Raw genomic sequence first — 26,969 nt, forward strand, 5'->3', positions numbered from 1 at the left:
TCTGGGTCATTCATTAGCGTCATTAATAAGCCCAAGAAGCCAGAGCGCTCTAGTCTGCGAGGCACGGCGTCTGTACCGTTGCGCCCACTGAATGACTCAAGGACGCCAAGCATGACCACACTCCAAATCAACGGGCAGGTGCGCAGCACTGATGCGCCCGACGAAACCCCCTTGCTCTGGGTGTTGCGCGATGAACTCGGCATGACCGGCACCAAGTTCGGCTGCGGCATGGCCCTGTGTGGCGCCTGCACGGTGCATGTGGACGGGCAGGCCATCCGCTCATGCCTGACGCCCCACGGCTCGGTCGTGGGCAAATCAGTGCACACCATCGAGCACATGGAGCAAGACAAGGTCGGCAAAGTGGTTCAGCAGGTGTGGGTAGAACTGAACCTGGCGCAGTGCGGCTATTGCCAGGCTGGCCAGATCATGGGGGCGGTGGCGTTGCTCAAGGCCACACCAAAACCCAATGACCGACAGATCGATGACGCCATGAGCGGCAATGTGTGCCGCTGCGGAACGTATCCCCGCATTCGTGCGGCCATCCAGTTGGCATCACGCCGCCTGGCAGGAGAAAAAGCATGACCATTGCCACACCTACTTCCACGCACACCATTGCACGCCGTCGCTTTCTGCAGGCTGCAGCGGCCCCGTTCGTGCTGGCTGCTGGCGTTGACGGTATTGCCCAGACTGCAGACGGCGCCAAGAAGTTTGGTGCTGCGTCCATGCCTGGCGGCACGGTTGATAACCCGCTGGTGTTTGTCTCCATCGCCACCGATGGCACGGTGACCATCGTGGCGCACCGTGCCGAGATGGGCACGGGCGTTCGCACCAGCCTGCCCATGGTGGTGGCCGATGAACTGGAGGCGCGCTGGGACCGTGTGAAGGTCGTGCAGGCGCCTGCCGACGAAGCCCGTTTTGGCAATCAGAACGTGGATGGCTCGCGCAGCGTGCGCCACTTTCTGGAGCCCATGCGCCGAGTGGGTGCCGCAGCACGCCAGATGCTGGAGGCAGCCGCTGCCGCACGCTGGTCCGTCCCCGTGGCAGAAGTGCAGGCGGTGCAGCATGAGGTGTTGCACCGCGCCACGGGCCGCCGGTTCGGCTTTGGTGAGTTGGCCGTGGATGCCGCCAAACAAAAGGTTCCGGCCACTGGCGAGCTGCGGCTCAAGGACCCGACCCAGTGGCGTTACATCGGCAAGGGCCGGGTGGGCGGTGTGGACATGGCCGCCATTGCGCGTGGCCAGGCCACCTTCGGGATGGATGTGCGACTGCCCGGCATGGTGTATGCGGTGGTGGCCCGCCCGCCCGTGGTGGGTGGCAAGCTGCGTTCTGCCGACAGGGACGCCGCCTTGAAGGTGCCGGGCGTTCTGAAGGTGGTGGAAATTGCCGGATTCAGCGGTGCCGCGGCTTTTCAGCCGCTGGGCGGGCTGGCTGTGGTGGCGCGCAACACCTGGGCGGCCACCCAGGGCCGCGCAGCGCTGAACCCACAGTGGGACGACGGTGCCAACGGCAGTTACGAATCTGTTGCCTTCCGGCGTGAGCAAGAGCGGCTGGTCAAGGTACCGGGTACGGTTTACCGCAACAGCGGCGATGCGGCCAAGGCGCTGAGCGATGCGCCCGCAGGCAAGGTGTTCACTGCCGAGTACTACGTGCCGCACCTGGCGCATGCCACGATGGAGCCCCCGGTGGCCACAGCGCTGGTGACGGGCGATACGTGCGAGATCTGGACCTCGGTGCAGAACCCGCAGGCTGCGCTTGATGGCGCCGCCGCAGCGCTGGGCATCAAGCCGGAGAACACCAAAGTCAATGTGCTGCTGCTGGGTGGCGGCTTTGGGCGCAAGTCCAAGCCCGATTACGTGACCGAGGCCGCCCTGGTGGCCAAGGCCATGCCAGGCACGCCCGTCAAGCTGGTGTGGACGCGCGACGACGATATCCACCACGGCTACTACCATGCCGTGTCGCTGGACCGGCTGGAGGCGGTGGTCAAGGACGATGGCCTGCCCCTGGCCTGGCTGCACCGCACGGCAGCACCCACCATCACCTCACTGTTTGCACCAGGCGCCAAGGCGGCGGCACCGTTTGAAACAGGCATGTCGGCCACCAACATGCCATTTGCCGTGCCCAATGTGCGCATTGAACGTGCCGAGGTGCCTGCGCATGCGCGCATCGGGTGGTTCCGTTCGGTGGCCAACATTCCGCATGTGTTCGCCACGCAGTGTTTTGTGGATGAGCTGGCCCACCGCGCCAAAAAAGACCCGCTGCAGTACGCCCTGGCGCTGCTGGGGCCGGACCGCAAGATCGACCCGACCACGTTGTCCGACAGCTTCAATTACAGCGAGTCACCCGTGGAGTACCCCATCGACACCGGCCGCATGCGCGCCGTGGTGGAAGCAGCGGCACGCGGTGCCCGCTGGCGGCGCCGCCTGCCCAACGGCCATGGGCTGGGGCTCGCGTTGGGCTACAGCTTCGTGACCTATGCCGCCACGGTGGTCGAGGTGGAAGTGGACAGCAAGGGCCAGGTCAAGGTGGTGGCGGTGGACATGGCGCTCGACTGCGGCCCGCAGGTCAACCCCGAGCGTATCCGTGCGCAGATGGAGGGCGCCTGTGTGATGGGGCTGTCGCTCGCGCTGAGCAGCGAGATCACCTTTGAAGCCGGGCGGGTGCAGCAAAGCAATTTTCATGATTACGAAGTGCTTCGGCTGCCGCAGTCGCCCCGCACCATCCGCACGCACCTGGTGGGGGGTGATCCCAAGTTGCCCCCGGGTGGCGTGGGCGAACCACCGATGCCGCCCGTGGCGCCAGCGCTGCTCAACGCCATCTTTGCTGCCACAGGCAAGCGCATCCGGTCGCTGCCGCTGCGCGATCAGTTGGTCAAGACCTGAGTTCTGCGAGGGATGTGCCACGCGCCTCGAATCAAAGAACAGTTTGCTATAAATTAAATAGCAAATAACTGTTTATCAGTAAGCGCTGAGTGGCAATTTGGCTCAAAAAAGCGCCAGCACGCTCTGTCCCCTCTGATGAGGCAGCGCGTGTGGCCACGGTCATGGTTGGCGGGGCGGCGGGTTACTGGCCCCAGAATGCGTCTTCCTGTGCCGGATTGCTGGAGAACAGGCGGACTTCAACGATCTTTCCATCGGCGATACGCAGCAGATCCACACCCGCCTGCAGGAGCGTGAGGCCGTCGCGCTCGCCTGCAAACTCGATGCTCACGGCCACCCAGTCGCCGTTGGCCATGAAGTGGTCGGCCCGGGTGATCGCAAACGTCCCTTTCGACACCGCCATCATCTGGCCCAGCATCTGGCCCACGGCGGCCATGCCACGGTGCGTGCCCGAGAACTGGTTGTGGCCCGGCTGGTGCCAGACCACGTCGGGCGAGATGACGCGGCCGAGGGTGGCCTGGTCGCCGGTTTGTGCGGCTTGGATGTAAGTTTTGGCGATTTCAATGGCGTGCATGGGGATTCCTTGGTGGTTTTGGGGCAACGCCCCTTGTGGCGCTGTGAGGTCATTGTTGGACAATCAAAGCCCCCGCAGGCGGTGAAAATGGGGCGATTTACTGTCACTTCAGGACAAACCCCTGCGCCCCGCCGTTGCTGACCCATGACCCCACGCCATCACAAGCCCGCCGCAGCCCGCCACCCCGACATCCAGCACCTGAGCTACCAGCCCGAGGGGCTGTACCCGCTCGACCTGGAGATATTCCGGGTGTCGGACCTGCGGCAACGGGTGGGCGGCGAGGCGCTGGCGTCCACCTACCGCTACGCCTTTCCGACCCTGATCTTTGTGACGCAGGGAACCTGCCTCCACCTGGTGGACTTCGAGCACGTGCGCTGCGGCCCGGGCTCGGTGTTGGTCTTGCGGCCCGGCAAAGCCCACAGCTTTGGAGACACCCAGGACTGGGACGGGTGGATGGTGCTGTTCCGCCCCGAATTTCTGTGGGCAGCGGCCCCCGCCGCGCAGGCGCAGACCCCGATCGACGGGCTGGACGGCCTGCCGACCGCGTGGGTTCTGGGCAGCGACAGCGCGCAGGTGATTGCCCACGCCATTGCGCAGATGCACCAGGACACGCAGACCCACGCCGCATCGCTGCATGCCCATGCCCTGTTGCGCTATCAGCTCTATGCGTTGCTGACGCGGCTGCGCATGGCGCATGAGCAGCAGTCCGCGCAGAGTGCTCCCCCGGGGCGCGCGCTGCAGAGATTCAAGGCGTTTGAGTTGCTGGTGGAGAAGCACTTTGCCGCCTGGCACCAGCTGCCCCGGTATGCGCAGCAGCTGGGCTGCTCCGAGAAAAGCCTGGTGCGCGCGTCGCTGGAAGCAGCCGGGGTCACGCCCAAGGCCTTCATTTCTGCCCGCATCGTTCTGGAGGCCAAGCGCCTGCTGGCCCACACCACCTGGCCGGTGGCGCGCGTCGCCGAGGGGCTGGGCTATAGCGATCTGGCGAACTTCGCCAAGTTCTTCAAGCGGGAGGCGGGGTGCACGCCGACCGAATTTCGCAGCAGGCAGACGGCCCATCAGCAGGGGATGGCGGGGCGCCTGCAGGCAACGGCTTCGCTCCCGATTCACCCACGGCCCACAGCCTGAACGGCCCGGCCGCCGCGCCGGGGCATGCCCTGCCCGAGATACGCGGTGCCCGCAGCTGCGCAGCCAGCAGCCAGCAGCCAGCAAGCTACCCAAGCAGTTGGACCGTGCGCGGGTCTTTTTCCCCGCCGAAATACTTTTGCAGCACCGCCTCGAACACGCTGCCCGGCGCAGAAGCTTCGCCAAACAGCGTCATGCTGGAGCGCAGCTTGAGGTCGTCTGGCGAGCCCAACACATCCAGAGCAGAAGACGTCTCCAGGTCCAGCAGGATCTGGCAGCACTCGCGCAGGCGCCCGGCAAGCACCGGGTGCGCCAGGTAAGCCTGCGCCTCGGCCAGCGACTGGATGGCATAGCGCTGCGCCATGTCGCTGTGTCCCAGACCATTGATCTGCGGAAACACAAACCACATCCAATGCGTGCGCTTCCTGCCCGCCCGCAGCTCGGCGATCACACGGGGCCAGACGGGCTCCTGGGCTTGGAGGAAACGGTCGAGAACTGGGGGGAGCGGCATGCTGGATTGGGTGGTGGGCTGGTTGCAGTGGATGGTGACTGCGAACCCTTGGCAGGGCAAGAATTGAATGGTGATGGCAGTGCAGGGGAGGGGGCGCGTGCGCGTGACACGCAGTCAGACCCCATGCCAGAATGAACCGATGAGCACCACCACCTCCTCCTTCCAGTCCAACGCAGACGGCACCCAAGTCACCACCTACACCTGGGCCCAAACCCCGGGCCAACCAGTGGGCGTCGTTCAAATCTCCCACGGCCTTGCCGAGCATGGCGAGCGCTACGACCGCTTTGCGCGGGCCTTGAACGCCGCAGGCTTCATCGTCCACGCCGTGGACCATCGCGGCCACGGGCGCACCGCTGGTGGGCGGCTGGGGCACTTTGGCAGCGCTGGTTTCAACGGCCTCATTGCCGACGTGGCCCAGTTCGGCGCATTGCTGCGCGCGCAGCATGGGCAGCAGCTTCCGCTGTTCTTGTTTGGCCACTCCATGGGCTCGTTCGCAGCGCAGGCGGCCATCCTGGACCACGCATCCACCTGGTCCGGTGTGATCTTGTCGGGCACCACAGCCCTCGACCTGTTGGCCGCCGCCATGGCCAACGCCCCCGCCGATGCGCCCGCCGGGCTCGCGGCATTCAACGCCGGGTTCGAGCACCGCACCGGCTACGAATGGCTGTCGCGCGACGCTGCGGAAGTAGATGCCTACGTCGCAGACCCCTGGTGCGGTTGGGACATGCCGGACAACGTGATTCCTTCACTCTTCGCGCCCGCCCCCCGGCTTGCTGACCCCGTGCTGCTAGCGCGCATCCGCAGCGACTTGCCCATCCTGATTGCATCGGGCGATGCGGACCCGCTGGCCGCAGGCGGTGCATTGATTCAGCAACTGGGGCAGCGGTATCGGGATGCAGGGCTGGCCGATGTGACGGTCAAGCTGTACCCGGCGGCGCGGCATGAGATCTTGAATGAGACGAATCGGGATGAGGTGACGGGGGATATCGTGGCGTGGCTGCGGGCGCGTTCCCGCATTGCGTAGTCACGGCTCCCGTAGCAGCAGTCTGTTGAAGCGGCTCCCTCGCCAGTTCATGCGAAGAGCTCTGCCACCCTCTGTAGGAATGCCTGCATGTTCAGCTCGGCATCCAGCGTTTCGCGGGTGACAACGTCGGCGTTCCCGTGGCGTACCCCGTACTCGATGCGTAGCTGCATTTGGCCGTCGTCGTCCAGTCCGTTTTCGTAGCCCATGCGGAACATGCGTGATATGTCGCCGCGGCGAGCCAGTGCCAGGAAGCGATGCTCGTCGAGGCCCGTGATGGGTGGAAAGCAAAGGCACACCACTTTGATCGCGCCCTCACCAGCCCTGCCGGGCAGAGTGGCCACATGGCATCCGAGGCCGTCCGGGGGGATGCGCGCGGAGCCAGGCAAGGTGGAGGCCTTGTCTTGCCACACGCGCGTGAGCTCCGAAGCACCATCCGGACCGGCGAACCTGGCCCAAAAGCCACCTGGGTCTTTGCGCAGGTCCTGGTGCAAGGCTTCGGTCACTTCATAGTGGTGACAGCGCCGCCCGCGCGGGTCGGGGGTGTGCGACTGCAGCGATGCGGGAATAGGGCGCAGTGCGGTCCGCCAGGCAGCTATGTCGTTCCAGTGGGCCAGTGGCGGCGTTTGGGCTAGCGTGGCGCGCACGGCCGCCAGGGCCTCGCGCTCCTGAGGGGCGCGCCAGTAGCTGCTGTGCTGCCAGTGGTCCTCCAGCTCGCGGGCGATGGCGGCTGCCAGTGGGTTGCCATTGAGGTGGGCGATGACTAGGCGCTGCGAAAGCGGAAAGGCCTCTTCACGCAGACTGCGCGAGCCGTCGGAGCCGTCAGGGCGGCCCGACCAGGTGTACGCGTTGCGGTAGGGAGTACGCACCGTGTCGGCGCTGGCGTCGTTGAGCAGTTGGTCCAGCCCATGCAAGTCATTGCACAGGCCCGCCAGGGGCAGCACGCGACCACATACCAACGCAAGGACCGCAGGCAACTGCGACAGACGTTCGAGTGTCCAGCGGTGCAGGGATCCCGGCCCGGGCTCGAAGAACGCCATGCCCAGCTCGAAGGCGGTGTCCTGGTGAGGCTCGGGGCCCAGGGCTTGTGCCAGCACAGCGGTGCAAGCGTCATGCCACACGCGCAGGGTCAGGTTCAGCACTTCATAGCGCATCAGATTCACTGCCAGCACCTGGCGCACTGCACCGAGCCGTCGGGCGAGGACGATGGGCGCGCCGGGCTGGTCGGGTGGCGCAGCTTCCAGCTCAAAACCGCTGCCAGCCATAGCGCGCGCCAGTGCGGGGGCCAAAATCTCTCGCACCTCGCTTTCGCCGTTTAACGCATCTGGCGGGCGTGCCCCCCAGGGCAGCTTGCTGGCGGGCGGAACAGGCGTGGCGGCTTGCGCGAACTCGGTCGGCACTACCCGGCCGTCGGGCAGAAAACCTACGCCCAGCGTCGCGTCATACGCCACCAATCCCAGTGCACCGGCAATCTCCACAGCCGCCCGGTATGCAGGCATCTCATCCACGTTTGGCAGGTCAAACTGCCATGCCGCGCGACGGCAGGCGTTGGCCTGCTGCAAGGGCGTGGTGCGGCCCGCGTCCTTGAAGCGATCCTCGAACCGCAGCGCGAACTCGACAAAGCGCAGGTTCTTGCCATCGGCACGCGCGTGCAGCAACTCGCGCATGGCCTCCAGTGCCGCAAAGTTTTCGGGCAGCGGCAGGGCATGGCGATCGGGGTCGAAGAGGTGAAGGCTAGAGGGCATGGCTGAGCGAATACAAAGGGTTGGCTCGCGCAGCTTAGCCGGGATCAGGGCCGGGCAGCTTCGCCGCACGAGATGGACTGCACGCTCGCGTCGCGTGGCAGCATGCCGGCCTCCCGCCCTTACTGTTCGGGCACTCCATGGGCTTCTTCGCAGCGCAGGCGGTGATTCTGTACCAAGCATTCACCTGGTCCGGCGCCGTCCTGTCAGGCCCCACCGTTCTCGACCTGTTCGTCGCCGCCATGGCCAACGCCCCCTCCGATGCGCCCGCCGGGCTCGCAGCATTCAACGCAGGCATCGAGCACCGCACCGGTTACGAATGGATGTCGCGCGACGCTGCCGAGGTGGACGCCTACGTGGCAGGCCCGTGGTGCGGCTGGGACATGCCGTACGACGTGATCCCTTCACTCTTCGCCCCCGCGCCCCGGCTGGGCGACCCCGCGCTGCTCGCGCGTATCCGCAGCGACTTGCCCATCCTCATCGCATCCGGCGACGCGGACCCGCTGGCTGTAGGTGAGGTCTTATTGGAGCAACGGGGGCAGCGGTATCGGGATGCGGGTGTGGCCGATGTGACGGTCAAGCTGTACCTGGCGGCGCGGCATGAGATCTTGAATGAGACGAATCGGGATGAGGTGACGGGGGATGTTGTGGCGTGGTTGCGGGCGCGTGTTTGAGGGGGAGTCGATGCTCGACGTCGTGGTAGCGATCTGAGCGATGCCCGCTCTAGTCTGATAGCTGTTGTCCGCCTTCAGCGGTTTGATTGACGTCTATAGCTGAAAGAGAGTATTCCCCCTCCTTGTTGCTCAAACTAAATTTGCGCGAGCGCGGTGAGTGCCGCGAAGAACGTTTGCATGTCTATTGGGACTTCGTTTTGTGCCAAGTTCTTGGCGACGTCATCCCTTGTCACGTTAAAGTTTTTTGCGACTGATTCTCCGCTTATGAAAATCTCCTTGCCGTGCGCGTCGCGAATGGCTAGGGCCACGTCAGTAGGAGTAGGGTCCGCCGGCACGACCAATGCGTGCTTAGCGAAGAAATCCGCCACCTCCTCTTCTGCACAACCGGCGGCTCGAGCGATCGCACCCGAGCAAAGAAGGTAGTTCTCAATATGCCTCCTTCTCCATTTCATGGCGGTAAAGTTGGGCTCCTTTGAGATAAACGACTTGTCGATAAGACTAGCCTCGACAGTTGCGTCTGGCTCGTCGTCGCGGTCGCGAATACTTATGGCCTTGAGTCCCGGGATCTCAGACAGAAGCTGCCGATAGAGTTGAAGTCGCTCTCCAGCAGATCCAGTCCAATACCACGGGACGACGTTCTTCGGCCAAGCGAAGTTTGCCTGTTTGGCAATTGACTGGAGGAAGCGCCAATCGCTCTCTGCCTCCAAAATGAGCATGCGCTTGTGCTCCATTAGTAAGTGAAGGGTAGGTGTGTGGATTGTCCCGATACCACCCAACACCTTGACCTTTCCAACGTCCTCTTGAAGGTACTTAGCCTTGCGGTCATTTACTGCAAGAATCTTGTCGTGGTCGTAAAAGCGAATGAGTTCGGGAGAATGAGTCGCCATCAAGACCTGCTTGCCGCGGGCGGTAGCGACGTCTGCAAGGGACATGAGGAGTTCCTTTTGCAGCGTCGCGTTTAGATGGGCGTCGGGCTCATCGAGCAAGACCACGTCAACGTCTGGTGAGAGTGCAAGGGCGTAAACACTTAGCCACTGGAGAAAGCCACTACCCTCCACCATGAGATCTCGCGGTGTGTACTTTGGATAGCGTGTGAACTTGTCGCCTTTCAGTTCGCCTTTTGCGCTCTCAACACGGATATAGCTGTGGAAACGTTCGTTGAAGGGTACTACTCGTAAATCGGTCGCAAAGATTGATTGCATCGTCCGCTGCAGGATCTCCCACGGGTCATTCGCTCGAAGCCACTTGAGCGACGAGTTCTTGAGCTTCGTGCCGTTGCCTCGCAGGCGTTCTCGTTCCTTTTTGTTGTGTTCGTGCAAGTCGAACAGCACGTTGCGAATCACCCCGCCGGATAGGCCCTGCCCTATCAAACGCTCCCGCATCGCAGGCGTCAGTCGTCCCTCGCGATCGGTAATCCCGGCGAATGGTGGCAGGTAACCCACGCGAGGCACGTTCCCGTCCACCGCACCCCCCTTCGCATCGACAATCTCGGCCGCCAGCAAGTTAGTTGACGTTGTCCGCATAAATAGTCGGTCATTGGCCTGCGAGAGCCCAATTTCTAAGTGTCGCTCTTGTCCGTCGAGCAGGTTCCAATAAACGCCGATCTTCAACGTGTACCCGTCGGGCTCCTTGTCCTTGTTGGTTTTTAAGTTCGTCCACAGGTGCGTCAGCGAAGGTATCTGCATCGGCGTGAAGTCCGCTATGCCCATGCCCAGCCCTGTCTTCGCCTTGGTTTGTAGCCAGCTAGACCGACCTTTCTCGATCTCAAGCATGGTCTTACAAAACTGCCAGGTCGCAAGAGCCTGAAGAATGGACGATTTGCCAGAGTTATTGCCTCCAACGACGAGCGAAAGGCCCTGCTCAAGCTCAATCTCTGCGTCGCGGAACTGCTTAAAGCGGTGCAATGTGATTTTTTTGATGTGCATGCGATCTCCCCGGGCGTCACTTTACTTGTCCGGGCTTCAATGGTTTCTGCGCTAGGACGGGCGCGCATACGGCTTGTAGACAGAGTAGGTCAGGTTCGCGACTCTTGGTATAGGTGTCAGCAACAAGCTGGCATCTAGAAGGTCGCCTGGAGGGGCTTGTAGCGTCTGGTCTTTGAGATTTTGAGGCTACTGCGCCATCAAATCCGCTCGCTCAAGTGGTGTGGCATCACAACACCCGGCAGTGCCGCCTTAGCCCCCTGCGAGCGGGGGATGCATGCGGATTTGTGGCGGACAAGAATCGCCGCAAACAGCCAGAACCCTGAGCATTCAATATCCTGGACCACTGGCATATCTATCGACTCCGCCCCCCGCGCACCCTCCGCGCACCCCCCGCCACCTGACAAGCCCTCCGATACGCCCGCAGCGTCAGCTCCGCCCGCTGCATCACCGTGTCTTCCACCGTGGCCGCGCCCCCGGCCAACTCATCGGCTTGCGCTTGCAGCAGTTCGGCCGGGCTCATGCCTGATGCCTCCCCCGTCAGCAGCGCAATCCCCTCGCTCACATGTCCCATGGTGTAAACGTGGAACAGCCCGCGCTCCACCGCGTCTAGCACGCTGCGGTCCAGCATCAGGTGGCGCTGGTTGCGGGCGGGGATCAGTACGCCCTGCGTGCCGTCCAGCCCTGCAGTCTGGCAGGCGCGGAACCAGCCTTCGATCTTTTCGTTGATGCCGCCCACGGGCAGCACCTCGCCGTGTTGGTTCAATGCGCCGGTCACGGCGATGCCCTGGCGCAGGGGCAGGCCTGACAGGCTGGACAGCAGCGCATACAGCTCGGCGCACGAGGCCGAGTCGCCTTCCACGCCGCTGTATTCCTGCTCGAACACGATGGACGCATTCAGCGCCAGCGGCGCCACGTGGCTGAACAGGGCAGTGAGGTAGCTGTGCAGGATGAGCACGCCTTTGTCGTGGATGGGGCCGGACATATCGACTTCGCGCTCGATGTTGAGCAGGCCTTCTTGCCCGGCAAAGGTGCGCGCGGTGATGCGCACTGGAAAGCCAAACCGGTAGTCGCCCAGGTCGATCTGCGTCATGGCGTTGATCTGGCCGGTGATGGAGCCTGCCAGCGAGATCAGGCGCTCGCCCTCGGTGATGGAGTCGTGCAGCTCTTCTTCGGGCTGGTTGTGGCGCTGGGTGCGGGCGGCCAGGGCGGCCAACACGTCGGCGGCTTGCACCAGGGGGCCGCCGCGCGCCTTGCACAGCGAGGCGCTTTCAATGGCCAGCGCTTCGGTGTGCGCAAAGCGTGCGCTCTGGCGGCGCTGGTCGTCGGCCTCGCGGTGGGTTTGCTCCAGCAGCAGGGCCACGGCGTCGGGGCCGAAGTGGGGCAGGCCGCGCTTTTTGCAGACTTGCGCCACCAGGATGGCGGTGGCGTGGTGGGTGGCGGGCGTGGCGGCAAAGTGGTCTGAAAAGTCCACCTTCACGCGGAAGCGGCGCGCGGCGTCGGGGTCGGCGTCCTGCAGGGCGTAGTACTCGTCCACCGATCCGATCAGCACGATCTTCACGTCCACGTCCACCGGCTCGGGCTGCAGCGCCACGGCGCCGCCGGGGGCATGGCCCGGGCCGCCGCCGCCTTCCTCGATCTGCAGGCGGCCGCAGCGCAAGAAGCGGCGCAGGCGTTGCCACAGGCCTTCTTCGGCGGCCAGGTCGTGCAGGTGCAGCAGGATGAAGCCGCCGTGCGCCTTGAGCAGGCTGCCCGCGTGGATGCCGGTGTGGTCGGCCTGCACGGTGTCGGCGTCCGATCCATGCTCGATGCTGCCAAACAGCGTGCGCTGGGTGGGGTTGTCTTCCACCACCACGGGCGCGGCGGTGCGGCCGTGGTTGTCTACCACCAGGTTCACCTGGCAGCGGGCCAGCAGGTCGTCGAGCGCGTCCTTGCGGTCGTCTTCGGCATCGGCGCCCTGGTCGCTACCTCGTTCGGCGTCCAGGGGCTCGAACAGGTCGATGCCGCCCAGCACCGCCTGCTCCACCTGGTCTAGCCAGTGCGTGAGCTTGACGGTGTCCTTGATCTGCTTGCGCAGGCCCTGGCGGATGTCGTGCAGGGCGTGTTCCACCAGGGGCTTGATGGTCTGGCGGCGCAGGGCGGCCAGGGCGTCGTCGCGGGTGCGCTCCAGCGGGCGGGCGGCTTCAAGAAAGCGGGCAATCTCGGTCCGCAGTTCTTGTTCGGCGGCGTCGATTTCAGCGCGGCGCTCGCGCGGCAGGGCGCGGGCTTCGGCTTCGGTCAGCGCCTGGCCTTTGGGGCCGGTGAGGGTGAACACCATTTGCCCGCCCTCGCGGGTCAGGCGGAATTGGCGCGCTTCGGCAAACGCGTCGAGCACGGCAAAGGCTTCGCCTTCTTGCGCCTGCCAAGTTTTCTCGATGCGCTCCGCCTCGGCCTTGAAGTCGGCGGCGGCCAGGCGTTTGGGGATGTCGGCCTGCAGGTTCTTGGCCATGTCGGCCATGCCTTGGCGCAGCTGGCGGCCCTGGCCCGCCGGCAGGCGCAGGGCGCGGGGGCGGTCGGGCGTGTCGAAGTTGTGCAGGTAGCACAGGTCGGGCGGCACGGCGCGTTCTGCCGCAGCAGTCTCCATGGCCTGGCGCAGCAGCGATGCGCGCCCGCTGCCCACTTCGCCCAGCACGAACAGGTGGTAGTCGGGCTGGTGCAGCCCCAGGCCAAACTGCGCGGCGGCCTGCGCGCGCTCCTGGCCGATCCAGGGCAGGGGCAGGTCTTGCAGCTCGGCCGTGCTGGCAAAGCCCAGCGTGGCGGGGTCAATCGTCAGCCGCAGCTGGTGGGGGGCGAGGGCAGAAGCGGGCATCAGTACAGGTGTTGGGGGAGGGGCAGGTCACCAAAGTGTGTCTGCCATCTCGGAATATGGGTCAAATTGGCCGCTAGCGCTTGATGGATAAGCGCAAGCAGCTATAAAAATAGTAGTAACCAGCAGTCAGTGCGCCACGGGGCACACGCCTTTGGGTGCCCCACCGGCCAGCGCATGGCTGCGCGCATCGGCTAGTGCCGCAGCGGTGGGCACCTCGGTGGGCCAGCCCGCCAGGTGCTGTTGCGCCACGCGGCTCAGCGCCGTGATCCAGTGGCTGTTGTCGTTCAGGCAGGGGATGTAGTGAAACTCCTGCCCGCCCGCGTGCAGGAACGCCTCGCGCACTTCCATGTTGATTTCTTCCAGCGTCTCCAGGCAGTCGCTGGTGAAGCCGGGGCACACCACATCCACCCGGCGGGTGCCCGCCTTGCCCAGGGCCTCGATGGTGGGCTGGGTGTAGGGTTCCAGCCACTTGGCCTTGCCAAAGCGCGACTGGAAGGTGATGCGGTAGCGGTCTTCGCGCAGGCCCAGGCGCTCGGCCAGCAGACGGCCCGTCTTGCGCGATTCGCAGTGGTAGGGGTCGCCCAGGTGCAGCGTACGTTCGGGCACGCCGTGAAAGCTCATCACCAGCTGGTCGGGTTGGCCGTGGGTCTTCCAGTGCGATTCGATGGTGCGGGCCAGCGCGTCGATGTAGCCGGGGGCGTCGTGGTACCGGTTCACAAACCGCAGCTCGGGCACATTGCGGGTAGCGGCGGCCCAGGTGTACACGGCGTCGAACACGCTGGCCGTGGTGGTGGCCGAGTACTGCGGGTACAGCGGCAGGATGAGGATGCGCGTGGCGCCCTCGGCCTTGAGCGCATCGAGCTGGCTGGCGATGGACGGGTTGCCGTAGCGCATGGCATGGCGCACCAGCACCGCGTGGCCCGCCTCGCCCAGCCAGCCGCGCAGCAGCGTGGCCTGCTTGGCCGTCCAGTGCGCCAGGGGCGAGCCCTCGGGCGTCCAGATGCTGGCATATTTGGCGGCCGATTTGGCCGGGCGCGTGCGCAGGATGATGCCGTGCAGGATGGGTAGCCACACGAGTTTGGGGATCTCCACCACGCGGTGGTCACCCAGGAACTGCGCCAGATAGCGGCGCACGGCCGGGGCCGTGGGTTCGTCTGGCGTGCCCAGGTTGCACAGCAGCACTCCAGTGCGTTCGGCCTGGCCGTGGGTGTAAGGGGGTTCGGTGTGGAAGGGTGAGCGCATGCCCCGATTGTGGCAAACGGACCGGCCCTTCGGTGACCGTGGAGTATTCTCTGCAGACCATGCCCGATTCCCCCGCTGAACTGCCCGCTGCCCAGCCCACCGCGCTGCAGCTGGACACCTCCCGCATCCGCGCCATCTCCATCGACCTGGATGACACGCTCTGGCCCATCTGGCCCACCATCACGCGGGCTGAACGCGTGCTGCTGGACTGGCTCACGCACCACGCGCCCGCCACGGCAACCTTGTTCTCCAGCACCGAATCGCTGCGCGCCATCCGCAACCAGATGGTGGCGCTGCGGCCCGACCTGCTGCACGACCTGAGCGCGCTGCGGCGCGAGTCCATCCGCCTGGCGCTGACCCAAGCGGGCGACGAGCCCGCGCTGGCCGAACCGGCGTTTGACCTGTTTTTTGCCGAGCGCATGCGGGTGGAGCTGTTTGACGATGCACACGACACGCTGGCTTTCTTGTCGGCACGCTACCCGGTGGTGGCGGTGTCCAACGGCAATGCCGACGTGCACCGCATCGGCATCGGCCACTACTTTCGTCACAGCATCAGCGCCTCAGAGTTTGGCGTGGCCAAGCCCGATGCGCGCATTTTTCACGCTGCCGCCACGGCCGTCGATGTGCTGCCCCACGAGGTGCTGCACGTGGGCGACGATGCCACGCTGGATGCGCAGGGCGCGCTGAACGCGGGCATGCAGGCCGTGTGGATCAACAGCGCCAACCACCCCTGGCCGCACGACGACACACCGCCCCATGCCACGGTGGACAGCCTCACTGCGCTGTGCAGGCTGCTCGCCTGACCGGCTGCGCTGGCCCGGTTTCTTGCCTCAGGTCAAGGTTTGGGCGTGCGGTGGTTGAAGCCGTTGCCCGATAAGGTCACACTCCATCGTCGCTCGGCGACCCTTCCCACCATGCCCCGTACTCCCCCCCCGTTGCCCACCATCCGCACCATCGGCCTCATGCAACCCATGGCCTGGCTGGTGCTGGCCTGGCGCGACATGGCGCGGGCGGGCTGGATCAGCTTTGCGCATGGGCTGGCGCTCACGCTGTTCGGGGCCGCGATCTTTGCGGTGGGGCACCACCGCTTCTGGCTGCTGGCGGGGGCGCTGTCGGGCTTTCTGGTGGTGGCGCCGGTGCTGGCCACCAGCCTGTATGCGCTGAGCCGCGCGCTGGAGCGCCGCGAAAGCGCCAACCTGGGCGTGGTGCTCAAGACCTGGTTCAACTGGCAGAACAGCCACGTCAACAAATGGGGCAACGACTACTGGTGCATGGTGCAGTTTGGCGCCCTGCTGGCGCTGGCGGCTTCGGGCTGGGTCATGACTTCGGCGGCGCTCATCACGCTGCTCGCACCGGTGCCGATCGAGACACCGCTCGACTTTCTGCGCCACGTGGTCATGGCGCGCGATGGCTGGCTGTTTGAAATCTGGCTGGCGCTGGGCAGCCTGATGGCCGCCCCGATTTTTGCGTCCAGCGTGGTGGCCATGCCGCTGCTGCTGGACCGCCGCGCCACGCTATTGCAGGCGGTGCTGACCAGCTGGCAGGCCGTGGTGGTCAACCCGCTGCCCATGGCGTTCTGGGCGGCGATCATCCTGGGCTTTACCTTGCTGGGCCTCGGCTCGCTGCTGCTGGGCCTGATCGCCGTGATGCCCATGCTGGGCCACGCCAGCTGGCACGCCTACCGCGACCTGGTGGACGCATCCAGCCTGCCCGAGCGCGACCTGGCTGCACCCGCTGCACCGGCGCGCACGCCTGGAGGGGCATCGTGATTTTTGGCTTCACCGAGGCACAGATCTCGGGCTTCTTCCTCACCTATGGCGTGGGCGCGTTCATCGCCTACATGCTGTTCATCATCGGCCAGCTGGCATGGGAGTCCAAGGCCGGGCGGTTTGGCACCTTTGTGCTCTTCCTGGGCCTGGGCGTGGGGTTTCTGGGGTTCCTGGCCAAGGTGGTGATCCAGTGGTGGCTGGAGAAGTGAGCGGGCCAGAGATCCACTGAGACCACTGCACGGGTTCTGCAGCAGCCGCCTCAGCGCGGCCAGGACCGCAGGCCCAGCTCCTGTGCCAGTTGCCGGTAGTCGGCCAGACTGCGTTGCACAAACTCCTCCAGCGCCGCGCCGGTGCGTGCAAACGGGTACAGGCCGTACTGGCTGCACAGCGCGGCGTAACCGGGTGCGGCCAGTGCATCGGCAAACGCGGCCACCCAGGCGCGCACGGCGGCGTCGGGTGCGCTGGCGGCCATGTACAGGCCGCGCACCGTAGGCCAGACCAGGTCCACGCCCTGCTCGCGCGCCGTGGGCAGGTCGGCCAGGGCGCCGGGCAGGCGGGCCTGTGCCAGCACGGCCAGAAAGCGCAGGGGCGCGCCCTTGTCCAAAGCCTGCCGGGCCTCGGCCGCATCGCCGGTGAAGACGCCGATGTGGCCGCCGCGCAGGGCCTTCAGGGCCTCGCCGCCGCCTTCGAATGACACAAAGCGCATGCGTTTGGGGTCCTGCCCGGCGGCGCGGGTCAGCAGGGCGGCTTTCATCCAGTCCTGGCTGCCCAGGGTGCCGCCCGCGCCAAACACTACGCGGGCCGGGTCCTTGCGCAGCGCGGCCACCACGTCTTGCAGGCGCTGGTGGGGCGAATCGCGGTGCACGGCCACCACACCATAGTCGGTGCCCAGCGTGGCGATCCAGCGCACGGCGCTCACCGGGTGCGGGCCAAAGCGGCCCTGTGCGATGTTGAGCAGCGAGCCGCTGGAGAACGCCACCAGCGTGCCCGGCCCGCCGAGCCGCCCGGTGGCGATCTGGTCAAACGCCATGGCACCGATGCCCCCGGGTAGATAGCGTGTGTGCAGCGGTGGGCGTGCGGGGCGCACGGCTTGCACGGCCTGCGTGGCCAGGCCGCAGGTCAGGTCGAACCCGCCGCCGGGGCGGGAGGGGGCGATGCACTCGGCGGGCTCCAGCGATGCGTCGGCCGCCCACGCAGCTGGCGTGTGCGCAGCGGCTGAAGTGCCCGCCAGTGCTGCCAGCCACTGCAGAGCGCGGCGGCGGTGCAGGGTGGGGAGGGGGCGTGGTGCGGACGGCATGCGGGGCGAATTCTGGCGGAATCTGGGGTGCTGCGGGATGGGGTTTTCAGCCCCGGGGCCACCACAGGATGGCCAGCAGGCCGGGCCCACCCGCGCGTTCTTCGAGTCGCAGGCCGCCCCGGTGCCGCTCGGCAATGGAGCGCGCGATTGCCAGCCCCAGGCCCGAGCCGCCCGCCGCCGCCTGCGAGCCACGCCGGTAGCGCTGGCCCAGTGCATCGCGTTCGTTGGCGGGCAGGCCGGGGCCGTTGTCTTCCACGCTGAGGCTCCAGCCCAGGTCATCGCCTGCGGCTGACACGGTGACCGTGCCGTGTTCAGGTGTGTAGGCAATCGCGTTGGCCGCCAGGTTGGTAAGCGCCTCGCGCAGCAAGCCGCTGTCGCCCACGGCCATGAACTCAGGCGTGGGGGTGTGGATGCCAAAGTCGATGTGCCGAGCGCGGGCGCGGGGCAGCAGCTCCAGCGCCACGGCGCGCAGCAGCGCGGCCAGGTCGAACGGGGCCAGCTCTACCGCCGCAGTGTCGCTGCGGCCCAGGGCCAGCAGCTGCTGGGTGCTGCGCGTGGCGCGCGCGACTTCGCCGCCGATGGCTTCCAGGGTGTGCTGAACCTGGGTGGCGTCGGCCTCGCGCCGGGCGTAGTCGATCTGCATCTGCAGCGTTGTGAGGTGGGTGCGCAGCTGGTGCGAGGCGTCGTCCAGAAACTGCCGCTGCTGGGCCACCAGGTCTTGCGTGCGCGCCATCTGCTGGTTGGCGGCGGCCACCAGGGGTCGGATGTCGGCAGGCAGGTCGGTGTCGGCCATGGGGGTCATGTCGTCGGGGCTGCGCGCCTGCACCTCGCGCGCCAGGCGCGCCAGCGGCCGCAGCGCCACGGCCAGCGTGGCGGCTGTGCCCAGCACCATGAGCGCCAGCACCAGCGTGTCGCGCAGCGCGGCCCGGCGCACAAAGCGGCGGGTGAACTCCTGCCGCGAGCGGGTGCTTTCTGCCACCTGCACCAGCACGCTGCTGGCATCGGTTCCGGGCGCGGCGCCTTCCACCGCGCGGCGGTAGGCGGCCAGCCGCACGGATTCGCCGAAGTAGGTGGCGTCGTAGAAGCGGGGCACGCCGGGCGTGAGCGGGCCGGGCGGAAGGGGCAGGTCGGCGTTGCCCAGCTCCACCAGCCCGTCGGACGACGCCACGCGGAAGTACACATTGCCGCTGGCCGTGAGCTCAAAAAATTCGAGCATGCTGTAAGGCAGCTCGGCCGACAGGCCGCCCGAGGCGGTGGAGATGTTGGCGTCAATGGATTTGAGCGCCCCGAGCAGCGATCGGTCGTAGGCCGCGTTGGCCGCCTCGAGCGCGTCGTGCCGGGTCATCCATAGCTCCACCCCTGTCACCACGGCCAGCAGCGGCAGCAGCAGCAGGGCCAATAGCCGCCACAGGCTGGCGCGGCGCAGGCGCGCGATCAGTCTCATGGTTCAGTCGGCTTCGAGCGCGTAGCCCAGGCCGCGCAGGGTGGTGATGCGCACACCGCTGCCATCGAGCCGCTTGCGCAGGCGGTGCACAAACACTTCCACGGCTTCGGGGTGCACGTCCTCGTCGTCAGAGAACACGCGGTCCAGGATCTGCTGCTTGGAAAACGGCTCGCCGCTGCGCTGCACCAGCACGCGCAGCACGGCATGCTCGCGCGGCGACAGGGCCAGGGGCTCGCCATGCAGCGTGAACTGCTTGCGCGGGTTGTCGTACACCAGCGCGCCACAGGCCAGACGCGGGTGCTCGTTGCCGCGTGCGCGGCGCACCAGGGCATGCAGGCGGGCCTCCAGCTCGGCCAGCTCGAAAGGCTTGGCCAGAAAGTCGTCAGCCCCCGCGTTGAGCGAGCGCACGCGCTCGTCCAGCGAATCGCGGGCCGTGAGGATCAGCGCGGGCAGGCGCTGGTCGCGGTCGCGCAGGCGCTGCAGCACGGCCTGGCCGTCCAGCCCGGGCAGGCCCAGGTCCAGCACCAGCGCATCGTAGTTGTCGTGCTGCTGCAGCGCACGGTCGGCCAGGCGCCCATCGTTCACCCATTCCACCTGGATGCCCGCATGCTCCAGCGCGCGGCTGAGCCAGGTGCCCAGGTTGTGGTCGTCTTCGGCCAGGAGGATGCGCATGGGGGGATGCTAATGCCGTTGTGCCGTGGCCCGGCCCGCCAGCAGGCTGTTGAAACTGGCGTGCCCCCAAAGCCAGTGCCACCGTGGAGCGGGCTTTGCCCGGCCACCGGTGGCGTCCCCCTCGGGGGAAGACGCGAAGCGGCTCAGGGGGCTTCCTAGTCCGGCTTGATCTGCGCGCGCTTGATGACTTTCTGCCAGCGCGCCTGCTCCGCCGCAATGAACTGTGCAAACTGCGCGGGCGTGCCGCCGATGGCTTCGGCGGCGTCGCCGTTCAGGCGCTTGAGGGCTTCGGGTGCCTTCACGGCCTTCATGGTTTCGGCGGCCAGCTTGTCCAGGTGTTCTTTGGGCAGGCTCGCAGGGGCCAGCATGCCGTACCACTGCGTCATCTCGAAGCCGGGGAAGCCCTGTTCGGCCACGGTGGCCACATCGGGCAGCTGGGGCAGGCGCTGGGTGGAGCCGGTGGCGATGCAGCGCACCTTGCCGGACTTGATGAACGGCAGCAGGGCCGCTGCGCCCACCGAGGCGGCATCAAGGCGGCCCGAGAGCAGGTCGGTCATCATGGGGCCGGTGCCCCGGTAGGGCACGTGCAGCATGAAGATCTCGGCGGTCATCTTGAGGTATTCAAACGCGAGGTGGCCCGCGCTGCCATTGCCTGCCGAGCCGTAGCTGAGCTTGCCTGGGTTCTTCTTGGCGTAGGCGATGAACTCCTTGAGGTTCTTGGCGGGCACGTCGGGGTGCACCACGTACAGGCTGGGCACCTTGGCCAACAGGCTCACGGGCTTGAAGTCCTTGTTGGCGTCGTAGGGCAGTTTGTCAAAGATGTAGGGGTTGACGGCCAGCGTGCCGATGTGGCCCAGGATGAGGGTGTGCTGGTCTTCGGCGCGGGCGACTTCCTGCATGGCGATGTTGCCTGCGGCGCCGGGTTTGTTGTCCACAAACACGCTCTGGCCCAGGGTCTTGCTCAGCTCGGCCGCTGTGGAACGCGCCACGATTTCGGAGCTGCCGCCAGGTGCAAAGGGCACGACGAAGCGGATGGACTTGGCGGGCCACGCGGCCTGGGCTGAAACGGTGGTGGGCAGCAGGCCGCCCAGGGCCAGGGCGCTGCCTGCGCCCAGCAGGTGGCGTCGGGTGGGGTGGAAGGCTTCGGGAATGTCGTTGTTGAAAAGCATGGGTGTCTCCGTGAAAGCCATCAAGGCGTTACCAGACGTATGGTGTGCGCCGTGTGCTTTCGGAATGCTGTCAGTCGGCTTGGGGTTTTCCCGAGTCACCCCACGCCGACGGAGCGGGGACTACGCCAGTGCCGCTACTGCCGTGCCGCTGAGCACGGCCCCTTCCAGCGTGGCAGGGTAGGGGCCGTCCACATAGTCCCCGCAGGCCGTCAGCCCCGGCAGCACCTGCATGCCGGGCCGCTGCAGGCCGGGGGTGCAGGCAAAGGTGGCGCGCTTTTCCACCACAGTCTGCACGGGCTGCAGCGCCGAAATGCCCAGCTGGGCGGCGGCCTGCTGCAGCACCTGCTGCTCGATCAAGGCGCGGTCCCCATCACTGGCGCTCACCACAAAGGCCAGCAGCCCGTGCTGGCCGTCGAGCTGGCCCCGGTCGAACACAAACTGCGCCGGGTGGGTAGCGGTGTTGCGCAGTGCCAGCATGGGCAGGGGCAGGTGGGCGCCCGGGGCGTGGGCATAGACGGTGGTGATGGCCTCAAACCGCAGGGCGCTTGTGGTGGCGCTCCAGCGGGCTGCACTGGCCAGGCCCGCAGTGCCTGCCAGGCCTTCGACCAGGCGGCTGGCCTCCCAGGACGGGCAGGCCAGGGTGACGTGGTCGAACGCTCCGGGTTCTTCGGTGCCGTTGGCCGCCACGACCGGCTGCCAACGCCCGCCCGGCAACGGCTGCAGGCGCTGAATGCGCTGGCCGGTGAGGACCTGGCCGCCTTGCTGCTGCAGCCAGCGGGCAGCGGCTTCGGGAAAGAGGGCGCCTAAGTCCGCACGTGGCAGCAATAGGTTGGAGCCGCCGCGCCCGCTGAACAGGCTGTCCTGCAGCACGCGCAGAAACACCTGGCCGCTGGCCTGGTTGGCAGGGGTGTTGAGGGCCGACACACACAGCGGGTCGATGAACTCGGTCATGAGCCGGGGCGTGAGCGGCGCGCACAGCGCGGCCACCGATGTGGCGGGCGCGCAGCGAAAGCCGCGCAGCTGCCAGGCCGTGGCTGTGCGCAGCAGTGCCAGCTTGTCGCGCCAGCCCCAGCCCTTGGCGCGGGCAATGCCCAGCAGCGCATCGAGGGGTGGGGGCAGGTCGGGCAGTTGCAGGCCCTGGCCATCAGGGAATTGCAGCGTGAGTGGCAGGCGCAGCAGGGCGGTATCGATGTCCACGCCCACCAGCCGCATCAGGCGCAGGCTTTCGGCGTAGGCGCCGATCAGGATGTGCTGGCCGTTGTCGAGCGTGGCGGGCGTGCCATCGGGCAGCGCGCCCGGCACGGCGCGCGCCCGGCCGCCCACGGTGCGCGCGGCCTCGAACACGGTGACCTGGCGCCCTGCCTGCACATGGGCGATGGCGGCGGCCATGCCCGCCCAGCCTGCGCCGATGACGGCGACCTTCATGGACGCGGGCCCACGGCTACGACATCCGGCCGAGCGCTTGCACCTTCCACGCCAGCCAGAACTTGCGCAGCGGCGTGAGGCGAATGCGCTGGTGCAGCACCTGGAAGTTCTCGTGCTCGATCTCGCGCAGCAGGGTGCGGTAGATGTTGGCCATCATCAGGCCGGGCTTCTGGGCGCGGCGGTCGGCATCGGGCAGCAGGGCGAAGGCCTCGTCGTACAGCCGGTGCGCGCGCTCGGCCTGAAAGCGCATCAGCGCCGTGAAGCGGTCGGAGTAGGTGCGCTTCAAGATCTCGTGCGCCTTCACGTCAAATTGCTGCAGCTCGCTCACCGGCAGGTAGATGCGGCCCAGCATGGCGTCTTCGCCCACGTCACGGATGATGTTGGTGAGCTGAAAGGCCAAGCCCAGCGTGTGGGCGTAGTCGGTGGTGCGCGGGTCGGTCTGGCCGAAGATGCGTGCGGCGACTTCGCCCACGATGCCCGCCACCAGGTGGCAGTAGCCCTTGAGGCCCGCAAAGTCGAGGTAGCGGGTCTGCTCCAGGTCCATCTGGCAGCCGTCGATCACGGCCTGCAGGTGGCGTTGTTCAATGCCATAGTCGGCGGCCAGCGGCATCAGTGCCAGCATCACGGGGTGGGTGGGCTGGCCCGCATAGGCCTTGGCCACCTCGGCCTGCCACCAGGCCAGTTTGGTGCGCGCCACGCCAGGGTCGGAGACTTCGTCCACCACATCGTCCACTTCGCGGCAGAAGGCATAAAACGCCGTGATCGCGGCGCGGCGCGGGGCCGGCAGGAACAGGAAGGCGTAGTAGAAGCTGCTGCCTGAGGCCACGGCTTTTTGCTGTACGTATTGCTGTGGGGTCATGGGGCGCGATTGTCCCATGGCGGACATGGCCCGCGAATGCAACCTGGCAGCTGGTGGAGGCCGCAGTTCCCCAGTTTAGCCTGCCTGTTCTGCGGCAGTTCTGCGGCAGGCCGAAGGGCATCAAAAGGCGATCTGTTCCACGCCCACGTCGCTGGGCCGCTTGAGCGCTTCGCGCATGAAGACGCTCATGGGGAGCGTGCCTTGGTCCGAGTGGAACCACTTTTTGTAGAGAGCCGCCATCTCCCCGGTCTGGATCAGGCGGCGGGTGACTTGGTCTACCAGCTCCTTGAAACGAGGGTCTTGCCTGCGCAGGCCAATGCTGTAGGGCTCTACCGAAAGGCGCTTTTCCAGAAACTGGTAGTCCCCCATGGCCTTGCCCAGCCGGGTCATGGGGCTCCACAGGCCTGCATCGTCTGCAAAAACCGCATCTGCCTCCCTGCGCGTGAGTGCATCCAGCCCCTGTGCAGTGCTGTCTACCGGCACGTAGATGAATTTGCGGTGGTAGGTGCGTTCGTTGGTGGCCAGCAGGCCGTCATTGGTGGTTTTCCGTTCCACGGCAATGCGTTTGCCGTTCAGATCGTCCACCGTCTTGATGCCCGAGTCCTTGCGCACGAGGAACGCAGTGGTGGCGATGAAGATGTGGTGGCTGAAGGCGACTTCCTTCTGGCGCTCCAGGGTGTTGGTGGTCGTGCCGCATTCCAGGTCCACTACGTTGTTTTTCAGGTCCGCAAGGCGGGTTTTGCCGTCTACCAGTACATAGGTCAGGCGCAGGTCGGGGCGCTTGAGCTCCTTCTTGAGCTCCTCATAAATCTTGGTGCAGATATCAACGCTGTAGCCACGCACCTGTCCAGTGGCTGGGTCTTTGTAGGAGAAGGGGTGGGATGCCTCGCGGTGCCCCAGTCGCAATTCGCCGGTCTTGGCAATGTGGGTCAGGGTGTCTTGCGCCCAGGCGCCAGGGGACATCCAGGACAGGGGAAGGATCAGTAGCAGGGCTCGCAGCGCAGAGAAGAGGTGCATAGGAAACGGAAAAGGTGACGGGGCCATGCATGCCAGGCGTCGCAGGAAGCGCGCGAGGCTGCACGCCGCGCATTGTGCTGCGGCACCTGCTGTTGTGTCACATTGGCGACAGGTTTGTCAGCATTCCACAACATTCACCGCCAGCCCGCCGCGCGATGTCTCCTTGTATTTGACCTTCATGTCCGCACCGGTCTGCATCATGGTCTTGATGACCTTGTCGAGCGAGACCACATGCTGCCCGTCGCCGCGCAGCGCCATGCGGGCGGCGTTGATGGCCTTGATGGCGCCCATGGCGTTGCGTTCAATGCAGGGGATCTGCACCAGGCCGCCCACGGGGTCGCAGGTCATGCCCAGGTTGTGCTCCATGCCGATCTCGGCGGCGTTCTCGATCTGCTCGGGGGTGCCACCCATCACCGCAGCCAGCGCGCCTGCTGCCATGGAGCAGGCCACGCCCACCTCGCCCTGGCAGCCCACTTCGGCTCCCGAGAGCGATGCGTTTTCTTTGTAGATGATGCCGATGGCGCCTGCCGTGAGCAAAAAGGTGGCAATGCCGTCGTCGTTGGCCGGGATGGGGCCTTGCAGGAAGTTGACGTAGTAATGCAGTACGGCGGGGATCACGCCTGCAGCGCCGTTGGTGGGCGCCGTCACCACGCGGCCTCCGGCGGCGTTTTCTTCGTTGACGGCCATGGCATAGAGGTTCACCCAGTCGAGCATCGAGAGGGGATCGCGCAGTGCGGCCTCGGGCTGCGTGCTGAGCTTGTGGTGCAGCTCGGCCGCGCGGCGGCGCACGTGCATGGGGCCAGGCAACGTACCGGTGCTGGCGCAGCCGCGCTGCACGGCACCGGCCATGGTCTTCCAGATGGCCATGAGCTGGCGGCGCACCTCGAATGCGCTGCGCCAGTGTTGCTCATTGGCCGCCATGAGCTGGGCGGGGGTGAGGCCGGTGGCCTGGCACTGGGCCAGCAGCTCGGCCCCCGTGCGGAAAGGGTGGGGCAGGCCTTGGGCATGGCCGGCCGCATCGGGCCCAGCGGTGGCGGCGCTGTTGAGTACACGCTCGCCCGCCGCGTCGATCACAAAACCGCCACCCACCGAGTAGTACTCACGCGCCGCAATCTCGTTGCCCTGCGCGTCGAACGCGTGAAACGCCATGCCGTTGGGGTGCAGCGGCAGGCTTTTGCGGCGAAACAGCAGGTGCTCTTTTTCAACAAACGGTACCCCATGCTCGCCCAGCAGTTCCAGCGTTTGCCGGGTGCGGATGTCGGCGATGGCGGGCTGGATCTGGTCCGGGTCGATGTGGTCGGGCTCGTGCCCGGCCAGGCCCAGCAGCACGGCCTTGTCAGTGCCGTGGCCCACGCCGGTGGCAGACAGGGAGCCGAACAGATCCACGGTGACGTGGTGCACGGCGGCCAAGCCCAGCGTGTCGCGCAGATAACAGGCAAACTGCCGCGCCGCGATCATGGGGCCCACGGTGTGGGAGCTGGACGGGCCGACGCCAATCTTGAAGAGGTCGAAAACGCTGACGGACATGGTGGGTGCGTACCGGAAGGGCCCGGGGCCGCAGCGCTTGTGGCGCGGGCTTGGGTTGCGTGATGGGGCCGCACGGGGCGGTTGGTGGCCGCGAGGCTAACCGCGCGCTGCAGCAGCCGGATGCTCGCTATCCCTGCCTTGCGGGATTGCCCCTCATCAGCGTGCAGCGCCCAGCAGGGAGGGCATTCCTGAATTGATAGCTACCAGCGATTGATAGATAAGCGCTAAGAGCCAATTTGGCTTGTAATTTTGGCCAAAACCCATCCCGATGTCAGCGCGCCTTGTGGCCCATGAATCTTTCTTACATCACCAGCGCGCGGCCCAGCATCACGCACCAATCCCACGCATGCAGGCGTGGACGGGTGTGCAGGCTGCCGCCTTTAAGGGCGTCCACCTTGTCCAGAATGCGCAGGCCGCCTTGCACCACCAGGCGCAGCTCCCACCCGGCGCGGCCGGGCAGACGGTGCACCAAGGGGGCGCCTATTTGCATGCTGGCGCGGGCCCAGCGGGCGCAGTCGGTGATGAGGCGCACGTTCTCGGGGGTACTTCTGAGTGCCAGCAGTTCGGCCTGACAGGCGCCATGAACGGCGCAGTCGGCGCGGGGCAGGTAGTGGCGCCCTCGGGGGATGTCCACGGAGAGGTCCTGCCAGAAGTTGATGAGCTGCAGCGCGGTGCAGATGGCATCGCTTTCTTGCAGCGCCTGGGCGTCTGTTACGCCGTACAGGTGCAGCAGCAGCCGGCCCACGGGGTTGGCTGAGCGGCGGCAGTAGTCCAGCAGCTCGGCGCGGTCGGCATAGCCCTCGGCGTCACGGGTTTTTTCCACATCCTGGGCAAAGGCGCTGAGCAGGTCTGCCAGCAGTGGCACGGGCAGCTGGTGGCTATGGAGCACCGCTTGCAGCGGCAAGAACACGCTGGCCCAGCGGGGCGAGGGCGGCTGGCCTTGGGCGACGGCCATCAGGTCGGCATGGTAGGCGGCCAGGTCGGCTAGGCGGGCGGCAGCCAGGGCGTCGCCCTCATCCGCGATGTCGTCGGCGGTACGCGCAAAGCCGTAGATGGCGGCAATGGGCTGGCGCAGGTGCGGTGGGCACAGCAGGGACGCGACCGGGAAGTTCTCGTAGTGCGTGACAGGGGCGGCCAGGGTGGCAGACGCATGGTGTGGTGCGGTCTGGAGCGGCTGTGGCGCGGAAGTTGCAGCAGACGCCACTTCAGGCTGGGGAGGGGGGGATCGGTCGTTCACACCCTGGATTGTCGCTTGACA

23 protein-coding genes are annotated in these 26,969 nt (G+C 66.3%); 8 read left to right on the forward strand and 15 right to left on the reverse strand.

The annotated features are described in order from the left end of the window. Window positions 1–111: 111 nt before the first annotated feature. On the forward strand, window positions 112–582 hold the full coding sequence (locus tag C8C94_RS02355; protein WP_121419581.1) for a (2Fe-2S)-binding protein: 471 nt from the start codon (window positions 112–114) through the stop codon (window positions 580–582). After that, a complete protein-coding gene (locus C8C94_RS02360; RefSeq protein ID WP_121419582.1) occupies window positions 579–2,879 on the forward strand; it encodes a xanthine dehydrogenase family protein molybdopterin-binding subunit in 2,301 nt (766 codons plus the stop codon). Before C8C94_RS02355 ends, C8C94_RS02360 begins: the two co-directional genes overlap by 4 nt. Window positions 2,880–3,060: 181 nt before the next feature. Here the strand turns inward: C8C94_RS02360 and C8C94_RS02365 are convergent, their stop codons facing one another. Beyond that, on the reverse strand, window positions 3,061–3,450 hold the full coding sequence (locus C8C94_RS02365; protein WP_121422649.1) for a nuclear transport factor 2 family protein: 390 nt from the start codon (window positions 3,448–3,450) through the stop codon (window positions 3,061–3,063). Between the two features lie 144 nt (window positions 3,451–3,594). On the opposite strand from C8C94_RS02365, the gene C8C94_RS02370 reads away from it, so the two are divergent. Beyond that, entirely contained in the window at window positions 3,595–4,575 is a 981-nt protein-coding gene (locus C8C94_RS02370) for an AraC family transcriptional regulator (protein ID WP_121419583.1), read from the forward strand. Window positions 4,576–4,660: 85 nt separating this feature from the next. On the opposite strand, the gene C8C94_RS02375 is transcribed toward C8C94_RS02370, so the two are convergent. Next, the gene (locus tag C8C94_RS02375) at window positions 4,661–5,083 is read right to left on the reverse strand and encodes a DUF1810 domain-containing protein (protein WP_121422650.1); all 423 of its coding nucleotides are present in this window, start codon (window positions 5,081–5,083) and stop codon (window positions 4,661–4,663) included. A 139-nt stretch (window positions 5,084–5,222) separates the two neighbouring features. Between C8C94_RS02375 and C8C94_RS02380 the strand changes: the two genes are divergently transcribed. Next, window positions 5,223–6,107, forward strand: a complete 885-nt coding sequence (locus tag C8C94_RS02380; protein WP_121419584.1) for an alpha/beta hydrolase — start codon at window positions 5,223–5,225, stop codon at window positions 6,105–6,107. 47 nt (window positions 6,108–6,154) lie between these two features. Here the strand turns inward: C8C94_RS02380 and C8C94_RS02385 are convergent, their stop codons facing one another. Further along, window positions 6,155–7,849, reverse strand: a complete 1,695-nt coding sequence (locus C8C94_RS02385; RefSeq protein ID WP_121419585.1) for a hypothetical protein — start codon at window positions 7,847–7,849, stop codon at window positions 6,155–6,157. A 77-nt stretch (window positions 7,850–7,926) separates the two neighbouring features. Here C8C94_RS02385 and C8C94_RS02390 point away from each other — a divergent pair, with 77 nt between their 5' ends. Beyond that, a complete protein-coding gene (locus C8C94_RS02390; RefSeq protein ID WP_255424252.1) occupies window positions 7,927–8,520 on the forward strand; it encodes a serine aminopeptidase domain-containing protein in 594 nt (197 codons plus the stop codon). A gap of 134 nt (window positions 8,521–8,654) precedes the next feature. Here C8C94_RS02390 and C8C94_RS02395 read toward each other — a convergent pair whose 3' ends face one another. The 3 genes from C8C94_RS02395 to hemH all read right to left on the reverse strand — a co-directional run bounded on the left by C8C94_RS02395 (window position 8,655) and on the right by hemH (window position 14,532). After that, window positions 8,655–10,445 carry an ATP-dependent endonuclease gene (locus tag C8C94_RS02395; protein WP_121419586.1) on the reverse strand — a complete coding sequence of 597 codons (1,791 nt, stop codon included), beginning with the start codon at window positions 10,443–10,445 and terminating at the stop codon, window positions 8,655–8,657. Window positions 10,446–10,797: 352 nt separating this feature from the next. Then, window positions 10,798–13,290: a Lon protease family protein gene (locus C8C94_RS02400; RefSeq protein WP_121419587.1), complete on the reverse strand. Its 2,493-nt coding sequence runs from the start codon at window positions 13,288–13,290 to the stop codon at window positions 10,798–10,800. A 126-nt stretch (window positions 13,291–13,416) separates the two neighbouring features. Beyond that, window positions 13,417–14,532, reverse strand: a complete 1,116-nt coding sequence (hemH, locus tag C8C94_RS02405; protein WP_121419588.1) for a ferrochelatase — start codon at window positions 14,530–14,532, stop codon at window positions 13,417–13,419. A 59-nt stretch (window positions 14,533–14,591) separates the two neighbouring features. On the opposite strand from hemH, the gene C8C94_RS02410 reads away from it, so the two are divergent. From C8C94_RS02410 to C8C94_RS02420, 3 genes are all read left to right on the forward strand, one after another. Next, window positions 14,592–15,335, forward strand: coding sequence for an HAD-IA family hydrolase (locus tag C8C94_RS02410; protein ID WP_121422651.1), 744 nt, complete (start codon window positions 14,592–14,594; stop codon window positions 15,333–15,335). A gap of 111 nt (window positions 15,336–15,446) precedes the next feature. Further along, entirely contained in the window at window positions 15,447–16,301 is an 855-nt protein-coding gene (locus C8C94_RS02415; RefSeq protein ID WP_121419589.1) for a DUF2189 domain-containing protein, read from the forward strand. Then, window positions 16,298–16,510, forward strand: a complete 213-nt coding sequence (locus tag C8C94_RS02420) for a DUF2788 domain-containing protein (protein WP_015014900.1) — start codon at window positions 16,298–16,300, stop codon at window positions 16,508–16,510. Before C8C94_RS02415 ends, C8C94_RS02420 begins: the two co-directional genes overlap by 4 nt. Before the next feature lie 50 nt (window positions 16,511–16,560). Here the strand turns inward: C8C94_RS02420 and C8C94_RS02425 are convergent, their stop codons facing one another. The 9 genes from C8C94_RS02425 to hpnC form a co-directional block, all read right to left on the reverse strand. Next, on the reverse strand, window positions 16,561–17,598 hold the full coding sequence (locus C8C94_RS02425; protein WP_121419590.1) for a tripartite tricarboxylate transporter substrate-binding protein: 1,038 nt from the start codon (window positions 17,596–17,598) through the stop codon (window positions 16,561–16,563). 46 nt (window positions 17,599–17,644) lie between these two features. After that, the gene (locus C8C94_RS02430) at window positions 17,645–19,042 is read right to left on the reverse strand and encodes a sensor histidine kinase (RefSeq protein WP_121419591.1); all 1,398 of its coding nucleotides are present in this window, start codon (window positions 19,040–19,042) and stop codon (window positions 17,645–17,647) included. A gap of 3 nt (window positions 19,043–19,045) precedes the next feature. Further along, a complete protein-coding gene (locus tag C8C94_RS02435) occupies window positions 19,046–19,714 on the reverse strand; it encodes a response regulator (protein WP_121419592.1) in 669 nt (222 codons plus the stop codon). Window positions 19,715–19,869: 155 nt separating this feature from the next. Further along, on the reverse strand, window positions 19,870–20,883 hold the full coding sequence (locus C8C94_RS02440) for a tripartite tricarboxylate transporter substrate binding protein (RefSeq protein WP_121419593.1): 1,014 nt from the start codon (window positions 20,881–20,883) through the stop codon (window positions 19,870–19,872). 120 nt (window positions 20,884–21,003) lie between these two features. Then, window positions 21,004–22,308, reverse strand: a complete 1,305-nt coding sequence (gene hpnE, locus C8C94_RS02445) for a hydroxysqualene dehydroxylase HpnE (protein WP_121419594.1) — start codon at window positions 22,306–22,308, stop codon at window positions 21,004–21,006. A gap of 16 nt (window positions 22,309–22,324) precedes the next feature. Then, entirely contained in the window at window positions 22,325–23,167 is an 843-nt protein-coding gene (hpnD, locus tag C8C94_RS02450; RefSeq protein ID WP_121419595.1) for a presqualene diphosphate synthase HpnD, read from the reverse strand. A 120-nt stretch (window positions 23,168–23,287) separates the two neighbouring features. Then, the gene (locus C8C94_RS02455; protein WP_233573366.1) at window positions 23,288–24,184 is read right to left on the reverse strand and encodes an amino acid ABC transporter substrate-binding protein; all 897 of its coding nucleotides are present in this window, start codon (window positions 24,182–24,184) and stop codon (window positions 23,288–23,290) included. A 117-nt stretch (window positions 24,185–24,301) separates the two neighbouring features. Next, the gene (locus C8C94_RS02460) at window positions 24,302–25,711 is read right to left on the reverse strand and encodes an L-serine ammonia-lyase (protein ID WP_121419596.1); all 1,410 of its coding nucleotides are present in this window, start codon (window positions 25,709–25,711) and stop codon (window positions 24,302–24,304) included. 301 nt (window positions 25,712–26,012) lie between these two features. Further along, a complete protein-coding gene (hpnC, locus tag C8C94_RS02465) occupies window positions 26,013–26,948 on the reverse strand; it encodes a squalene synthase HpnC (protein ID WP_233573367.1) in 936 nt (311 codons plus the stop codon). Between the last annotated feature and the right edge of the window lie 21 nt (window positions 26,949–26,969).

Origin of the sequence: Acidovorax sp. 94, from assembly GCF_003634645.1 — a bacterium.
GTDB classification, from domain to species: domain Bacteria; phylum Pseudomonadota; class Gammaproteobacteria; order Burkholderiales; family Burkholderiaceae_C; genus Acidovorax; species Acidovorax facilis.

What these genes read in the sequence shown, in the direction of transcription:
- C8C94_RS02360 (WP_121419582.1), top strand. Translation starts at nt 579, where the DNA reads ATGACCATTGCCACACCTACTTCCACGCACACCATTGCACGCCGTCGC.
- C8C94_RS02380 (WP_121419584.1), top strand. Translation starts at nt 5,223, where the DNA reads ATGAGCACCACCACCTCCTCCTTCCAGTCCAACGCAGACGGCACCCAA.
- C8C94_RS02455 (WP_233573366.1), bottom strand. Translation starts at nt 24,184, where the DNA reads ATGCACCTCTTCTCTGCGCTGCGAGCCCTGCTACTGATCCTTCCCCTG.
- C8C94_RS02440 (WP_121419593.1), bottom strand. Translation starts at nt 20,883, where the DNA reads ATGCTTTTCAACAACGACATTCCCGAAGCCTTCCACCCCACCCGACGC.
- hemH (WP_121419588.1), bottom strand. Translation starts at nt 14,532, where the DNA reads ATGCGCTCACCCTTCCACACCGAACCCCCTTACACCCACGGCCAGGCC.
- C8C94_RS02460 (WP_121419596.1), bottom strand. Translation starts at nt 25,711, where the DNA reads ATGTCCGTCAGCGTTTTCGACCTCTTCAAGATTGGCGTCGGCCCGTCC.
- C8C94_RS02370 (WP_121419583.1), top strand. Translation starts at nt 3,595, where the DNA reads ATGACCCCACGCCATCACAAGCCCGCCGCAGCCCGCCACCCCGACATC.
- C8C94_RS02425 (WP_121419590.1), bottom strand. Translation starts at nt 17,598, where the DNA reads ATGCCGTCCGCACCACGCCCCCTCCCCACCCTGCACCGCCGCCGCGCT.
- hpnE (WP_121419594.1), bottom strand. Translation starts at nt 22,308, where the DNA reads ATGAAGGTCGCCGTCATCGGCGCAGGCTGGGCGGGCATGGCCGCCGCC.
- C8C94_RS02385 (WP_121419585.1), bottom strand. Translation starts at nt 7,849, where the DNA reads ATGCCCTCTAGCCTTCACCTCTTCGACCCCGATCGCCATGCCCTGCCG.
- C8C94_RS02365 (WP_121422649.1), bottom strand. Translation starts at nt 3,450, where the DNA reads ATGCACGCCATTGAAATCGCCAAAACTTACATCCAAGCCGCACAAACC.
- C8C94_RS02355 (WP_121419581.1), top strand. Translation starts at nt 112, where the DNA reads ATGACCACACTCCAAATCAACGGGCAGGTGCGCAGCACTGATGCGCCC.
- C8C94_RS02400 (WP_121419587.1), bottom strand. Translation starts at nt 13,290, where the DNA reads ATGCCCGCTTCTGCCCTCGCCCCCCACCAGCTGCGGCTGACGATTGAC.
- C8C94_RS02415 (WP_121419589.1), top strand. Translation starts at nt 15,447, where the DNA reads ATGCCCCGTACTCCCCCCCCGTTGCCCACCATCCGCACCATCGGCCTC.
- C8C94_RS02435 (WP_121419592.1), bottom strand. Translation starts at nt 19,714, where the DNA reads ATGCGCATCCTCCTGGCCGAAGACGACCACAACCTGGGCACCTGGCTC.
- C8C94_RS02375 (WP_121422650.1), bottom strand. Translation starts at nt 5,083, where the DNA reads ATGCCGCTCCCCCCAGTTCTCGACCGTTTCCTCCAAGCCCAGGAGCCC.
- C8C94_RS02410 (WP_121422651.1), top strand. Translation starts at nt 14,592, where the DNA reads ATGCCCGATTCCCCCGCTGAACTGCCCGCTGCCCAGCCCACCGCGCTG.
- C8C94_RS02430 (WP_121419591.1), bottom strand. Translation starts at nt 19,042, where the DNA reads ATGAGACTGATCGCGCGCCTGCGCCGCGCCAGCCTGTGGCGGCTATTG.
- C8C94_RS02395 (WP_121419586.1), bottom strand. Translation starts at nt 10,445, where the DNA reads ATGCACATCAAAAAAATCACATTGCACCGCTTTAAGCAGTTCCGCGAC.
- hpnD (WP_121419595.1), bottom strand. Translation starts at nt 23,167, where the DNA reads ATGACCCCACAGCAATACGTACAGCAAAAAGCCGTGGCCTCAGGCAGC.